A 15,526-nucleotide genomic window follows, 5' to 3' on the forward strand; every position below is an offset into this window, starting at 1 on the left:
TCGCTTGTGAAAATAAGCAAATATCAAATTAACATCAAAACTTATCATTTGAAATTTAATTGATTTTAAATTGGCAATGCATTCTATTCCTCGGTATTATTTTTTGCAAAATCTTCGCGGGCATCTTCTACATTATCCATTTCGGATCCTTGTTCAATCTTTCTCCAGTCGATGGTTTTATGGTATTTCTTCATCGACAGTTCGGCATCATAAATCCGGTTATCGTGAAGTTCCAATGTATAGGGCGTAAAATCGGGGTTATCCGTAAAAAAATCCTGTAATAACGAACCCGTTAGGTCGAAATGATTCACATAGGGTACATTTAAAATATTGTATATGGTTTTCAATATGGCTCCGAAATTGGCATGAGTATGCGAAACATATCCATGCTTTACATACGGACCTGCCATCATCAAAACAGAACGGTGAGCATCAATATGATCGACTCCTCCCTGAGGATCATCTTCAGTGATAATTACGAGCATATCTTTCCAGTATTTTGTCCGCGATAAAAAGTGCAGTACACGTCCAACAGCCAAATCATTGTCGGCCATATACGACTGGCGGTACGGATATCCTTGTTCGGCATTGGGACCTGCACCATGATCATTGGGAATCATCATAGTGATGAAAGGAGGCATTTCGTCGTTGCTGTCTATCCATTTCTTCGTGAATTCCAATTCAAACTGATCCATTCGGTATTGATCGGGAATGGACGTGTTGTAACCGGCATAATTATGGCTGGTTCTTGTGAACAAGGCATTTTGCATGGGAATCATTACGCCATGAGCAGCACCCGTATTGGTGTCGTACCATGCCTCGCGTTCGTGCCCGCTTTCGTTGGCCTGTCCGAAATTGTAGAATTCTATCTGCTGTCGTTCCAAGGCCTCCCAAAGTCCGCCTGTTTCAGCATAATCTTCCGGATCCACACTTCCGATTGTTTTGGGAAAGCGCCGTCCTTCGGCTTTCGAAAAAGGCATCGCTGTTTTGTCTGTACTGGCATTGGATTCAACCCATTCATTGGGAATTACCCCCACCAACCAATGATGACCATGTACGGATGCATCACTGTCGCAATAGTAATTGTCTGAAAAAGAAAATTGTTTGGCCGCTTTTATATGATTGGGTGAAATACGCAGATTGGGAAACTGATTTTGAAGAGAGTCGGGCAATGTGTAGGTGTTGTTAGTACCATACCGTGCCAATGTACTGTCGCCGGCAGCATCGTTCAACTGCCCGAAAATCTCATCGTAGGTTCTGTTTTCCTTGGTGATATACACCACATGTTTAATCGGGCTTTGGCGCAATCCGGGCAATTCTGGCAGAGGATTTTTTTCATCCTCTTCAATCGTTGTTTCAATAAATGTATTATCGATCGATTGTTTGGTATAGCGGGCCAGTTCATCAGCGCCGGGCACCTGCACTTTTTGAAAACTCCCCAACTGAATTTCACTCACCGAACTGCCCTGAACAGGCGCTACAAAACCAACCCCGCCATTGGGACCTGCTCCCCAACCCCGGCAGGTAATGATGTAAATATTTTTTTCGTCATTCGATAATTCCACTCTGGTTGGTCCCCAGCCTGAAGGAATCAAACCTTTGGTTGTTCTGTCTTGCACATCGATTACTGCAACGGCATTAAATCCCAAAAGGGCAACATACAGGGTCTTTTCATCTTTGGTCATTGTAATTCCAAAGGGCAGCAAACCTCTAAGTTTATCAATACGTTCATCCACTTGAATAGGAATATGTCCGACTATCTTTTGGCTTGTATGATCTATTATTGTAATGTTATCGTTGGTGGCATTGGTTACATAGGCAAATTGTTTTCCCACAGCAATTGAGTTCGGACTTGCACCACCAACAACTTCGGCATCTTCTACTGTTTCCCCAATTAAATATCCGGTTTTGAATTTACTGATTACCTTATTGTTATCAAGGTCAATCGTAAACACACTCATGGCATCGGGATGATTCGGACTGCCCAAACCTGGAATCTGTTTGCCTTCTACCAATGTTCCATGAACCGATTCGGGTGTATTATTTCCGTAAGGATGATGCGAAATCAAAAGGTTTTGAATGTTTTCGGGTGTTGCTCCTGTAATAAGAGGGTAAGAATACATCCCCACATTGGCAACCAAAGCTTGTTTTTTGTCGGGACTTAAAGCAATGCCGAAAGGTTGTCGTCCAACCTTAACCGAAGCAGTTACCTTTTTAGTGGCCAAATCGACACGAACCATTCTGAAATTAGCCCTGTCCAATACCAGCAATTCGTTTTTATCAGGATTCATCATCAAATCGGATGTAAAACTATCCTGATAATCTGTGCCATTCACTTTCCCATTCAATGAAATATCATCTGTCTTTTTCAGTTTCTCAACATCATAAATAACGACATCGCCTTTGTCTCCTCCGCTTAAATAAACATATTTTGAATCGAGGGAAAAAGCAACTCCTAAAAATGAACCTTTGGATAAAGGAGTAGGTATTTTTCCTTCATAATCAGGTATTCGCTGTGCCGTTACCTGCGTTAAATCGATAATAGTAATTACACCATTGTGCAGTGTTACTGCTTTTTTTCCATCAGGCGAGATTGCCATTCCATACGGATCGTTGGTGATGGGGATAACTTCACCTGCAGGAGTCACATAACGACCACTTGGAAGCACAGACACTCCTTTTTTGTCGATCTTACAAAATTGATCTTTCCCCGGTACTTGTAATATTTTTACTGTTTTTACAGAATTTTTGCAACCAATAAACAGTACGATAAGAATTGCAGCCGTAAAAAATTTAAAATTCATGGAATTGTATTGAATGATGAAAAATGTTAGAAGTAGATTCAGCTATAAACCTATAGAATATATGCCTCACAATTCAAAAAACAAGATTAAATTCTGATCAATTTTACATTAACTTTTTCCCATGACATTACTTTTTGTGTAAGGCTATTTTAGGACGAGACATTACAGCAAAAAAAAGAGCGCTGAAAAAAAAATCAACGCTCCTTATTGTGATTATACCAATTTCATTTCAAAACAGACTTTAATTAAAATGAATTAATTTTAGCTGTATCAAGGCAAAAAAGTAAAGCACATCCATGTCACGATGCATCTTTTTAAACGAGGATATAGCTGAAAAGAAACATTTTACAAGGCCTGTTTTGATGTTAATTTGGCATTAGTACCCTTATCGATACTAAACTTATCTCCGTTTTTTATTTGTACTCCTCTTTTTTCTTTTTGTAATAGTTCTGCATAATATAGAAAGCTTTTTTCTTGGCTCCCGACTCCGAAACCAATCCTTTTCTGTTCCAGCCATCCTGCACATCAGGCAATTGACGAAGCGGTGTCATAAAATCGACCAAAATCCATGGTGTTAATCCAACTACGCCGTCAATTTTATCGAACATGGCCAAATTCTCCTGATACATATACTCCTGATATTCTTCACTCCAGCGTGTTTCCTTATCGGCATGAAATCCTTCTATTGCACCACCGCCAAACTCACTAATAATTACCGGTTTATTGTATTCTATCGTGAAACGTTTATTCCGGCAGGTTTCAGGCGATCCGCCGTACCATCCCTGATATTCATTAAAACTTACAATATCAAAAACTTCGGCAATCGGATCACTCACTTTGTAATTATCACCGGCCAATCCATCTTCCCAACCATCTTTTTTGCAGGCCGCACTCAACAAGCGGGTGCTGTCCAACGAACGCACCTGTGAAGCTACTTCTCTTAAAAAGTGATTTCGCGCTTCGCCGGGTACCGTTTCATTTGCAATGGACCAAATTATGGTGGCTGCTCTGTTTTTGTCTCTTCTAACTAATTCGGAATATTGCGCTTTCGCCTTTTTCAAAACCTCTTCATTCTTCCAGTCAATTCCCCAATACAATGGCAATTCTTCCCAAAGTAAAATTCCCATTTCATCGGCCAAACGAACAATATTTTCCTGATGCGGGTAATGTGCCAGGCGGGCAAAATTACAACCCATTTCCTTTGCCCAACCCAACAACAGCTTTGCATCATCCATTGAATGCGCTCTGTCTCTTCGAACCGGATTTTCATCATGAATGGAAACGCCGCGAAGAAAAACCGGCTTCCCATTTAACAGGATTTCTTTTCCCTCTGTCTCTACAGTTCTAAAACCAATTCTATCAGTAAGCTCATCTTCTCCCGCAATCAGTTTTACATCGTAAAGCTTAGGATTTTCGGGCGACCACAAGCTCATCTTTTTTGAGCTAAATGCAAACTCACCTCTTCCCTCTTTGTTTATGGAAACTTCGGCAGCAACTCCCAATTCCTTAATTTCAACCTTTGCCTTGTCAGGATAATCGCTGCCGGCAAGCTGAACAGAACCTTTTACCACACGCGTTTTTTTATTCAACGACTCCTTTTGTAAAATCAGTGTGTAATCATCAATATAGGTTTGAGGAACCTCTACAATTTTCACATCGCGGGTAATTCCTCCATGATTGTACCAATCGGTTACCATGGCCGGAATATAATCCTTCTCACGTCGGTTACTAACTCCTAAAATCAAAAAATTATCCTGCTTTTTTAATAAATCGGTTACCTCAAAACTAAATGGAGTAAATCCACCTTCGTGCACACCCAATTTTTTCCCATTAAATGAAAAAGTAGTTTTATAGTTTGCAGCCCCCACATATATAAATATTCTGGAGTTTTTATGCTTGGGCTGGTAATCGAAGGTTTTTCGGAACCAAATGCTTCCTTCGTAATAATACAACTCTTCTTTTTGCGAATTCCATGAACCGGGAACCCATAAAGTTTGAGCATTATCGAAACTATACTCTACCCTATCGCTCTTCGATTTTGCTTTGCTGTTTTTATACAAAGGACTAAAACCGATCTGCCCGGTTTCATACTGATCCAAAATATACTTCCACTTGCCGTTCAGGCTTTGATGGGTGCGACCATTAACATTCGTAATAAAATTGCCTTGTGCAAATAAATTACCTGCACCAAACAACAGGCAAATAACTAATACCGATATAAATTTTGTGATTCTCATTATTGTATCCTTTAATGATTTCTAATCTAGAAAATATTTAATTCTGCTTTTAAAATTTGTATAATGAATATACTTCTCGTTTTCCATCCACAACACAACTGTTTTATCGCCTTTTTTCATGTTTTTAGGAACAATAGGACGAACATTGTCATATTTTGAATGCTGCGTAATTGGAGTTACTTCCCATGTTTTACCAAAATCTGAAGTCACTCTTTTCTCAATTTCAAAAACTCCGTTCACATTTCTCGATAAATAAATTGTATTAGGCTTTAATGGATGAAAAGTTAAACCCGCAGAATAATGCGGTTCCCGTTCCATTTTTCCCTCAGGTGTTTGAGGAAACCATTTCCCCGAATTACAAATCTCATTATCGATCCATTCTCCTTTTATATATTGAGCGTAGTGATATAAATGTTCCGTTTCTTTCGGATAACGAGCATATAAAATAACCGGATTCCCTTTTTCGTCGGCAGAAATATCGTACACCCATGCTCTTCCAGCTTCTTTTGTTGCCTTATAAACTACTGTTGCTTCTTTAGGCTCAAAAGGAATCTGATTTAAATCACAAATTTTTGTTCCATCAGCTCTCCAGAATGCACCCTTTTCGTAACAGGCGTAATAAACAGAATTGGTTGGTTCTTTTCGCGGATGTCCATCGGTAAAAATGATGTGTATTTTAGATTTTCCATCGGAATAGTACCGAACATAGGGGCGATTGTCATCGTTAAATGGTTGATTCGTTATAAAAACCTGAGCCGGATTAAAAGTTTCGCCATTGTCATCCGACCACATCATGTTGGGTTTAAAACCTGTCCACCGGCCAAAACAAAACAACCTGTTTTTTTCCTTTTTTAAAGCGATCGGATTTGCATAAGTAACACACTTTCGCGGATACAATTTAAATTGCTCCTCGCTAAACACCTCTTTAAAGGAAGTTGCACCAAAATCCTTGGAATCTTCCTTTGCGGACAATTTATTCATACGCACAGCCTGATCGAAATGCTTGGTATAAAACATCAGCACATCTTTGTTGTTCAACTCAATAAAAGAAGGATTCGCATGATCGTCTTTATCCAATTTCGGACTTACCGTTTGAATGTAACTCGTTTTAGCTTCCAGATTCAAAGTCGCAGCTTCAATCGATCCGTCGGAAGTGACCCAACCAGTTACAACTTCAGCCTTTCCATTGTGTTTGTAAATTGCTCCAGGTGCAGAAAACCAACACCATGCTCCATCATTTGTCAATGTGTTTTGTTGTCCTAAAACTACTGTTGACATAAATAAGAAGCAGATGACCGCGAAAACTTTATTTTTCATCATTCTATTAACTATTTTAATTTGAAAATCATTCATTCTTCCACTTTGAAAAACTCAAATTATTTGTGCTTTCAATAATCCTTTTACAAATGAAACGATTCCAAGCATTTTGTCTATCTTTAACATTGCTTTAACGGTACTTATAACGGTTAACACTAAACCCAAAGCATTGTAAAACCAACCATTACAAACCAAACCCGAAAACTGAAAATTCTTCTTTAATGAATATCTCTTTAGATAACAAGCGGCTTATTATTGCGAAAATCAGGAATAGCAAAACATTTTCCAAGGCTCCGACAAGCAGTTCTTTACTTTCCTATCTATTCGAAGAAACAATTAAAGGAACCGATCTTAAAGAAAAATTAATTGAAATAGAATTTTTTGGAGAATCAAAAAACGCAGAAAAAAGCAGTCCCAGAGTGCGGGTTAATGTTTATAATCTGAGGAAAAAAATTGCCCGGTATTACGAAACCGAAGGCAAAGAAGATGCCTGCAGACTGCACATTGAAAAAGGTCAGTATCAATTGATGTTTTCGATGAAAAAAAACAAAGAAAGCGCAGTTAAAAAAATAAAATTATCCTTATACATACCTTACGTAGTACTATTTGTTGTTTTATTGCTGTTTGCCCTTAGTAAAATACCTCAAAAAGCACCTGCCATCTGGAACTCCTTTGTTGCGGATGAAACCAAACCGAAGCTAATTATTGGTGACGCTTTTGGTGTTATGGGCAATACGGCAACCGGTGCCTTTGGATGGAACCGCGATTATACAATCAACAGCATTGAGGAATTTTATCAGTTCTGCGACAACAACCCAAAGCTTAAAAACGAGCTTTCTCCTGCCAATTACACGTACATGACCGGTATGGGAGCCATTACCAGCCAAAAAATTACTTCTCTGTTCGACAAATACAATACTGATTTTAACATTCATTTTTCAAGCCAAACCTCCATTGCTGATTTAAAAGATGGAAATACAATTTATGCCGGCCCAATTAAAAATAACAATTCGTTCATCCATTTTTTTAATGAAGCAAATCAATACTACAAAATTAAGGATTCCAAACTGTATTTCTCGAAACACCCAAGTATAAAGGACACCACATTTAATTTATTCACCGAAGGACTTGTCTCTGAATATTCAATTGTATCTAAATACAAAGGTCCTAATAATCACGATCAATTCGTTTTCTTTTCGGATCACGACATAGGCGTCTGTTCAACAGTAGAATATTTCACAAATACCGACTCCCTGCAAAAATTCACAGCATCTTATTTGGGCAATTCGACCTATTTTACTGCCGTTTTTATGGCGAAAGGCAAAAGCAGAACCAATACCGATTTAAAACTGCTGCTGGTTACCACAGAATAAAATCACCTGCCCGTTTAAACATCGTATTACATCTGCAATTCATCGAATAATCGTAAATTTATTTTCCAAAATCAATAAAATATAAATCATGAAAAAAACAGGTCTTCTCTTGTTACTAATTAGTGTGTATTCGTTCAATATATTTGGTCAGAATAACATTATTCCTCTATGGCCGAATGAGATGCCAAACCACAAAGTTTCAAATGAAACAGAAGTTACAAATGCAACAGATGTTGTTCGGATTTCGAAAGTACAAACGCCGACAATAGAGGTATTCACTCCTGCCAAAAAAAATACAAACGGGCAGGCTGTTCTTATTTGCCCTGGCGGCGGGTATCGAATTTTAGCATACGATTCGGAAGGTACCGATATAGCCAAATGGTTAAATTCAAAAGGAATTACAGCCTTTGTTCTAAAATACCGCTTACCGGATTCTCAGTCGGTTATTGAAAGTTACAAAGCCCCCTTACAAGATGCAATGAGAGCTTTAAGAACCATCCGGTTTAATGCTGAAAAATACAACATCAATAAAAATGAAATAGGTGTAATGGGCTTTTCGGCCGGCGGACATCTGGCTTCAACCCTTGGCACACATTACAATGAATTGATGTATCCTGCAGCTGACGATATTGATTTAGAAAGTGCCCGTCCCGATTTTATGGCACTCATCTATCCTGTAATCAGCATGAAAGAGGGCATTACACATCAAGGATCGAAGCGAAATTTATTGGGAGAAAATCCAACTGAAAAATTAGTCGGTAAATTCTGCAACGACCTACAAGTTACCAGCGATACACCGCCTGCTTTTCTTATTCACGCATCCGATGACAATGGGGTGCCGGTAAAAAACAGCTTGTTGATGTACGAAAGCTTAATCAGCCATGGAGTTTCTGCTGAAATGCATATCTTCTCGACCGGAGGCCACGGCTTTTCTTTTGGTTTTAACAAAGGGCATGTCAGCTCCTGGACCGATTTATTTTACACCTGGAGCAAATCAATCAAAAAATAAGTGAAATAATTTTCACAGCAAAGAGGGTGTTCAAAAAGTTCAGTCTTCTTGTCATGTTGAGCAATCCCGATGGCTCGGGACGAAACAGCTGTTTTTCAAAGTGAAAGATTCTTCGTCCCGATTCATCGGGATCAGAATGACAATAGAACAATGCTTTTTGAATACCCCCTTTGTTCTTTAATCCAATAGATCCTTGGAGATCTCAGATCGGTTTGCAATACGATTATTTTTAATCCTTTGCACGAAGGCATCCGTTAGGGAAATCAATCATTTACAAAAGCTTAACGAACTATCCTTAAACATCAATTGCATAAAAAAAGCAATGCCATATTCTTACGAATACAACATTGCTCACACTAGCCGATATAAAAATATACTAATTCACAATTTTCACAAAATTGGTTTCAGTAAAAAATACTTATTTAATGCTTACAACAACAGGCGAACTCAATTCATCAGCCTGACTTTTCATCAGATTTTCAAAATTTTCCTGTTCTGCCCACTTTTTATTTTCCAACTCCCAGGCGGCAAAAAAGTAGTGCGTTACACTGTTGTTATTATTAATTTTTTGAGTTACAAAGTGTGTTAAACCAACAGGTTGGTTCCAACGGCTTCCATTACTTACCGCTTCGCTCAAAACAGGAGCGTCACCAATTCTTACTTTACTATCCGATGGAAATAAAACTCCCATCGCCAGGCAGTCGTTATTCATCGATTGAATATCGTGGGTTGCAATTGCCTCGAATTGATTGTTTGCCACAAACGAAAATGGTTTCTTTTCTTTTAAGTAGCTGGTTACAATCCCTACAGCCAATTCCGACTCTTCATCCAATCCGCCTACGGTAACATCACTCTGAAACCAATATTTGCCGGCCCAAACAGTAATTTTCTCTTGCGCACTCAGGCTTTTGCCATCCACATTCCATCCGCCGTAATTCAATTCAAAAACAGAACGAACCGGTCCTTTTGTTACCAGCTGAAATTCGAACTTATCGGTTGATCCCAAACGGTATAAAGAATCTTGATGAAACAAGGCCAAACCACCGGCACCTAAGGATGGACCAACATGTAAAACATCCATTCCCCAACTGCTTAGTTCATGGTAACTAGTACTTTCTTTGGTTCCAATTTTATCCATAATCATTTCAGGCTGAAGCTTTCCAAATAAATCCTTAGCATTTCTGCAGTCGAAATAATCACGAAAGCCCATCAAATCGTTTTCCCAACTCACACTTTCGGCCTGATAAATAACCGGAATCCCGGTATATCCTTTCGGGGAAACTGCATGATTAACACCTTCAAATCCTTTTTCGATGGAACCAACTCCCAAACGCACATTGGTACGTACGGTATATTCAGGAATCTTGTCATACGACACAAAATTCACATTCAATTTTTTCACCTCGTTTGCTTCAAAATCGCAAACCAAAGCCAATTCATCCCATTTTCCATCTCTGTCTAAATCATCAACCTGCGAAGGGATTGTAGTTCCTTTTTCATCAGTAACAACCGGGAATTTCTCATTAGGAATATCACCTGTTAATTTCTGAATTTCCATCCTGCTAATTACAACAGGTGCATCTTTTCGGGCCTTAGCCGTATTGTTCTTTAACTGAAGAACAGGAGACGAAGTACATGCACTTAAAAAAATTGCTAAAACGGCAATAGCAAAACAATATCTCTTCATTTTACAAAAATTTAGATCTTAAAAACCAATGGACTGGATGAAAAAAAAGAATAAGAGGAGTTTTGATTCACTTCTCAGCGACATTCAAATTCCCCCTCTTACTCTTTCACACAACTAACTAATAATCTAACTTATCTCACTATTATTTTTCGTTTGATGGTTTACCGATGGTTGCCAAAATACCTCCATCAACATAAACAACATGTCCGTTTACAAAATCGGATGCTTTTGATGCAAGGAATACAGCTGTACCACCCAAATCTTCAGGATCTCCCCAACGTGCTGCAGGCGTTCTGTTAATAATGAAATCATTAAAAGGATGACCGTCTTCGCGGATAGGGGCAGTTTGTGATGTTGCAAAATATCCCGGTCCGATTCCATTGGTTTGAATATTATACTTACCCCACTCTGTAGCCATGTTTTTTGTTAACATTTTCAAGCCTCCTTTGGCAGCAGCATAAGCACTAACACTATTACGCCCCAACTCACTCATCATCGAACAGATATTGATGATTTTTCCTTCGCGGCGCTCAATCATTTTACGTCCAACATATTTTCCCATAATAAACGGACCAACCAAATCAACATCAATCACCTGACGATAATCACTTACCTCCATGTCCTGCATAGCAACACGTTTGATGATTCCGGCATTGTTTACCAAAATATTAATAGGACCAACTTCTGCTTCTATTTTTGCAACATTAGCAATTACACCAGCTTCGTCAGTTACATCAAAAACATATCCTTTCGCATCAATTCCCCGACTTGCATACTCGGCAATTGCTTTATCCATATTGCCACGTGAACTACCATTTATCACCAAATTCGCTCCTGCTTCGGCCAAAGCTACAGCCATAGCCATTCCTAAGCCATGCGTTGCTCCAGTTACCAAAGCAACTTTACCATCTAACTTAAATAAATCTAAAATCATATCTTAGTTGTACTAATTGAACATTACTATTTCATTAACGCAATTCATCCGGCTGACAAATATCCATATCGCCGTAATTCAGGTTTTCGCCGCCCATTCCCCAAATAAATGTGTAGTTACTTGTTCCTGCTGCCGAGTGAATCGACCATGTAGGCGAGAAAACAGCTTCTTCATTTGCCATCCAAATGTGGCGGGTTTCTTTCGGATCACCCATAAAATGACAAATAGCCTGTCCTTTTGGTACTTCAAAATAGAAGTAAGCTTCCATTCTTCTGCTGTGAGTATGCGCCGGCATTGTGTTCCAAACACTTCCGGGATGCAACTCAGTCATTCCCATTTGCAGCTGATTTGTTTTAATTGTATCCGAAACAATTAATTTGCGCAATGTTCTGCGGTTTGAATTTTCAGACTCGCCCAACTCAACAACAATAGCATCTTCGTGTCCGATTTTCACATTTGGAAAAATCTCGTGTGCCGGAGCAGAGTTTAAATAAAAATGAGCAGGAGAAGCCGCATCTACACTCGCAAAAACGATTTCCTTATTTCCTTTTCCCACATAAAGAGCCTCTTTGTAGTCCAGCTCATAAACTGCGCCGTCAACACTTACGCTTCCCTTTCCGCCAACATTCACAATACCCAACTCTCTTCTTTCCAAAAAATAGTCAGCTTTTAAAGGATCGATTGCTTCCAGTGTCAATGCTTCTTTTACCGGAACTGCACCACCTACAATAATTCTATCGTACTGAGAGTAAGTCAAATTAATACTTCCTTCTTCCATTAAATTCTGAACCAAATACTCATCTCTTAATCGAGTAGTATCGTAACTCTTCGCATCAGCAGGATGAGTTGCATATCTTTCTTCGTATTTCAAACCCATGGTCTTTATTTTATAAATTAGTACAATCTTTTTGATATTTATTCCCGGCAGAATTTTACCTGTCGGCCTCATGCAAAGTAATAAAATGTAATTGATTGGTGCAATCGATTGTCTGTTTTTATTTTTTTTTAACTAAAAACACAATCAGCACCAAAGCATCAAACCATCAGTAAACACTGATTACCAACACCGTTTTAATCAATAAAAAAAAATAATGACTCAAATTAAATTGTGCAATCGATTACCCTTTGTTGCACTTTTATTACACGTATGTAAAAATAATATGCATCTTTGTATTGGATTACAAGCTACATAACCGGAACATGAAAAAAGAGAGTCACACAACAATACACGATATCGCAAGAGCTTTAAATATATCTGGTTCTACCGTATCCAGAGCTCTCAACGACAATTCCAGAATTAGCGAAAAAACAAAAAAAGCCGTTCGCGACATGGCCAGGCAACTGGGCTACCAACCCAATGCCCTGGCATCTAATTTGCGCACCAGTTGCACAAACACAATTGGTGTTATTATTCCCCGAATCAGCAGGTACTTCTTTTCTTCGGCCATTACCGGTATCGAGGAATTGGCCCGAACCAGAGGCTACAATGTTATTATTTGTCAATCGAACGATCAGGAAGCCAGAGAAGCCGATTGTGTGCAAACTCTTTTTGCCAGCAGGGTTGATGGTGTAATTTCATCGATAGCCATCAACACCGAAAACTTTGAGCATTACAAAACCTTCACCAGCAGAAACATTCCCTTGGTGTTTTTCGACCGGGTTTGCGACGAGCTGGAAACCAGCCAGGTGGTGGTTGATGACTTTAAAGGCGGCTTTATTGCTGCCGAACACCTAATTTCGAAAGGATGCAAACGAATTGCCCACATTGGCGGGCCACAGCATTTAAACATTTACATTAACCGTTTGCAGGGATACTTAAAAGCACTGCGCAAGCACAATTTTGAAATTGATGAAGAACTGATTATTGAAAGCCTGTTAACCCGCGAAGACGGCGAGGCGTGCGCAAAAAAATTGCTGGACTCGCCCAGACGTCCGGATGCCATATTTGCTGCCAACGATATTTCGGCACTCAGCATTATTCTTTACGCCAAAGAAATAGGACTTCGAATTCCTGAAGATCTGGCGGTTGTGGGATTCAGCAACGAACCTTTCTCCGAATATGTCAGCCCTTCGCTAACCACCATTGAGCAATCGGGTTTTGATGTTGGCACCAAGGCAACCGAATTGCTGCTCGACATTATCACCAACAAAACCGGAAATCATCAGGAAACCATCGTATTGCCGGTAAAACTGATTGAGAGAGAATCGAGCAACCGGTAAAGATTTTCAAACTTTAAAAAAAGCATTGATACAACTGATTTAAAACCAATATTGTCCTAATTGATTTTAACAATTGGGCTTTCCGCCCAAACCCGACATCATTTCTTGTCTTGAAACAAGAAACGAAGCAAAGAAATTCAAGGCTGCTTTTTAAAAAACTTCCTTATTTAATTCAAACCTAAGTGCGTACGGGCGATCTTCGAACAAGTTCTCAGCTTCCCGGTCTTACTAAAGGTTTGAACTAAAACGAAAGCTCTTTAAAAAAGATGCCAAGCAAATACCTAACTTAAATTGTACCCCTTAAGATTATCACGAGCTGTAAGTTTTTATAAAAGAAGTAATTAATACTTATTCTCAAAAAACGTTTAGGACGCAATTGATTTAAAGCATAAAAAATACCGGAAACAAATGAATGCCTCCGGTACTAACCCCAGATACCAAAATGGTATCTAACCCATAAAACAAAAAAAAACTATTCGCCTGCGCTGATTTCTTCAACAACATCCTTAGCCGACCGCCCTGCACGCTGCAGTAAAAGTGCATTGGTTTCTTCCGATACAATGTTTATTTCTTTCACCAATTTCCCATAAGCGGCATCCGAATTTAAATCACACATCACATCTAAATATTTAAAGAAAGTCTCAAACTCTTTTCTGATTTCTTTACACATTTCACCGCCAATTTCCTCGTTCCGATCCAATTTCGCATTCCCTCTTGCCTCAACCGCTTCGGTAAATTCCTGTTCCGCTTTTTCAAGCTCTTCCAACCATGGCTCTCCAAGCATGTTTTGCAAACAGCCGCTTAAAAACGGACTGTTCTTTATTTTTGCAAACAAAGCAGTAAGAATAGCCGATTCCTCTAACATCGGGCGACGGATAATGCCACTGCCATAACTTTCTATTTCATTCAGAATTGCTTTGCCCGCCTCGCTAACAACAGGATTTAAACGCTTCGAACATGCCTCTGCAAAAGTTGCAAAGGCAATCATTGCCTGATCTCTCCTGCTGTCGCATTCGGTCACATTTACAGTTAACAACTGCGTGTTCACTTTTTTGCCCGATTCCTCAAGTCTGCCTTTCGATTTCTCGATTCTGCTTTTAAATGGCTCCAAAGTAACACTGTCTGTAGCAGCATTTGTTATTAAACTGTAAACACGAGCTGTAAAAGTTAGGTATTCCGCTATGCGCATGCGGTAAAACAAAGGATACTTAATCATGAAGTATATATATTACGTTAATATTACAGCTATCTAAATTATCATTTTATCACTCAATAAAAAAGTCTGTAAGTAAATTTATTTTGTTTCACACACAAAATAACTTAACAATCAGGTCAAGCCAACCACCCAAGCCTTTCGAAACATCAGTAAAACATAAGTATACACAACTACCAATTTCTTATTTATACTAAAAATAAACAGTAAAAACTCCCATTTCCCTTTGCGGATATCCAAATTAAGCCCAAAACGAAACAGCCCTGCATTGCCTGGAGCCCTGCCGGCACTTTTGCTTTCAGGCCCTGCATTGGTACAGACCCTCAACAAAATGGAGAAATTGCATCTCACGGCATTGCCAGCCCACTTACCAAGTTTGCTTTGCCTCCCGGCAAACCTGCAAGCCTCCCCCGCACTTTTACGAAGTGCTCCTGCACCACTGCCAGCCTCAATGCCAACAGTGCGATGCAGGCTCACACTTGTGCGGGCACCGCTCCAAAAATTGCCGGCAGGGCAAACAGCAGGTTGAGATGCCCACCAAAACAGTACGAATTGGGCTTTTAGTACGTTAACTATGCCACCCCAATTTTACGGGCAGGGCTTTTACCGGGTGAAGATGATGCTCGTGAGTGTTTGGTGGGGGTATTGAATGTATCGAGGAGACTTTCCAATCTATAACGATTATATCCTTTCAGGGCTAAATTGAATGTGCTTGTTTTAATAGGGAAGCTT

General features: G+C 39.3%; 11 protein-coding genes. 3 read left to right on the plus strand and 8 right to left on the minus strand.

The features are described from left to right. Positions 1 to 83: 83 nt before the first annotated feature. The 3 genes from ACY0M5_RS15535 to ACY0M5_RS15545 form a co-directional block, all read right to left on the minus strand. Positions 84 to 2,804 carry a bifunctional YncE family protein/alkaline phosphatase family protein gene (locus ACY0M5_RS15535; protein WP_461629755.1) on the minus strand — a complete coding sequence of 907 codons (2,721 nt, stop codon included), beginning with the start codon at positions 2,802 to 2,804 and terminating at the stop codon, positions 84 to 86. A 413-nt stretch (positions 2,805 to 3,217) separates the two neighbouring features. Further along, complete coding sequence (locus ACY0M5_RS15540; protein WP_461629756.1) at positions 3,218 to 5,041, minus strand: glycoside hydrolase family 2 protein; 1,824 nt, start codon at positions 5,039 to 5,041, stop codon at positions 3,218 to 3,220. 21 nt (positions 5,042 to 5,062) lie between these two features. Then, entirely contained in the window at positions 5,063 to 6,361 is a 1,299-nt protein-coding gene (locus ACY0M5_RS15545) for a BNR-4 repeat-containing protein (RefSeq protein ID WP_461629757.1), read from the minus strand. Between the two features lie 218 nt (positions 6,362 to 6,579). Between ACY0M5_RS15545 and ACY0M5_RS15550 the strand changes: the two genes are divergently transcribed. Further along, positions 6,580 to 7,731, plus strand: coding sequence for a helix-turn-helix domain-containing protein (locus ACY0M5_RS15550; protein WP_124992700.1), 1,152 nt, complete (start codon positions 6,580 to 6,582; stop codon positions 7,729 to 7,731). Positions 7,732 to 7,819: 88 nt separating this feature from the next. Beyond that, the gene (locus ACY0M5_RS15555; protein WP_461629758.1) at positions 7,820 to 8,740 is read left to right on the plus strand and encodes an alpha/beta hydrolase; all 921 of its coding nucleotides are present in this window, start codon (positions 7,820 to 7,822) and stop codon (positions 8,738 to 8,740) included. Between the two features lie 418 nt (positions 8,741 to 9,158). Here ACY0M5_RS15555 and ACY0M5_RS15560 read toward each other — a convergent pair whose 3' ends face one another. The 3 genes from ACY0M5_RS15560 to kduI all read right to left on the minus strand — a co-directional run bounded on the left by ACY0M5_RS15560 (position 9,159) and on the right by kduI (position 12,238). Further along, on the minus strand, positions 9,159 to 10,427 hold the full coding sequence (locus ACY0M5_RS15560; protein WP_461629759.1) for a DUF4861 domain-containing protein: 1,269 nt from the start codon (positions 10,425 to 10,427) through the stop codon (positions 9,159 to 9,161). 142 nt (positions 10,428 to 10,569) lie between these two features. Next, positions 10,570 to 11,361, minus strand: coding sequence for a gluconate 5-dehydrogenase (locus ACY0M5_RS15565; RefSeq protein ID WP_191991610.1), 792 nt, complete (start codon positions 11,359 to 11,361; stop codon positions 10,570 to 10,572). A 34-nt stretch (positions 11,362 to 11,395) separates the two neighbouring features. After that, positions 11,396 to 12,238, minus strand: coding sequence for a 5-dehydro-4-deoxy-D-glucuronate isomerase (gene kduI / locus ACY0M5_RS15570; RefSeq protein ID WP_124992697.1), 843 nt, complete (start codon positions 12,236 to 12,238; stop codon positions 11,396 to 11,398). Positions 12,239 to 12,561: 323 nt separating this feature from the next. Here kduI and ACY0M5_RS15575 point away from each other — a divergent pair, with 323 nt between their 5' ends. Continuing rightward, the gene (locus ACY0M5_RS15575; RefSeq protein WP_461629760.1) at positions 12,562 to 13,581 is read left to right on the plus strand and encodes a LacI family DNA-binding transcriptional regulator; all 1,020 of its coding nucleotides are present in this window, start codon (positions 12,562 to 12,564) and stop codon (positions 13,579 to 13,581) included. Positions 13,582 to 14,053: 472 nt separating this feature from the next. Here the strand turns inward: ACY0M5_RS15575 and ACY0M5_RS15580 are convergent, their stop codons facing one another. Both ACY0M5_RS15580 and ACY0M5_RS15585 read right to left on the minus strand, forming a co-directional pair. Beyond that, the gene (locus ACY0M5_RS15580) at positions 14,054 to 14,797 is read right to left on the minus strand and encodes a DUF6261 family protein (protein ID WP_461629761.1); all 744 of its coding nucleotides are present in this window, start codon (positions 14,795 to 14,797) and stop codon (positions 14,054 to 14,056) included. Between the two features lie 111 nt (positions 14,798 to 14,908). Then, positions 14,909 to 15,271: a hypothetical protein gene (locus tag ACY0M5_RS15585; RefSeq protein WP_461629762.1), complete on the minus strand. Its 363-nt coding sequence runs from the start codon at positions 15,269 to 15,271 to the stop codon at positions 14,909 to 14,911. Positions 15,272 to 15,526 lie beyond the last annotated feature (255 nt).

This window comes from Labilibaculum euxinicum, from assembly GCF_963678175.1.
Lineage (GTDB): Bacteria > Bacteroidota > Bacteroidia > Bacteroidales > Marinifilaceae > Labilibaculum > Labilibaculum euxinus.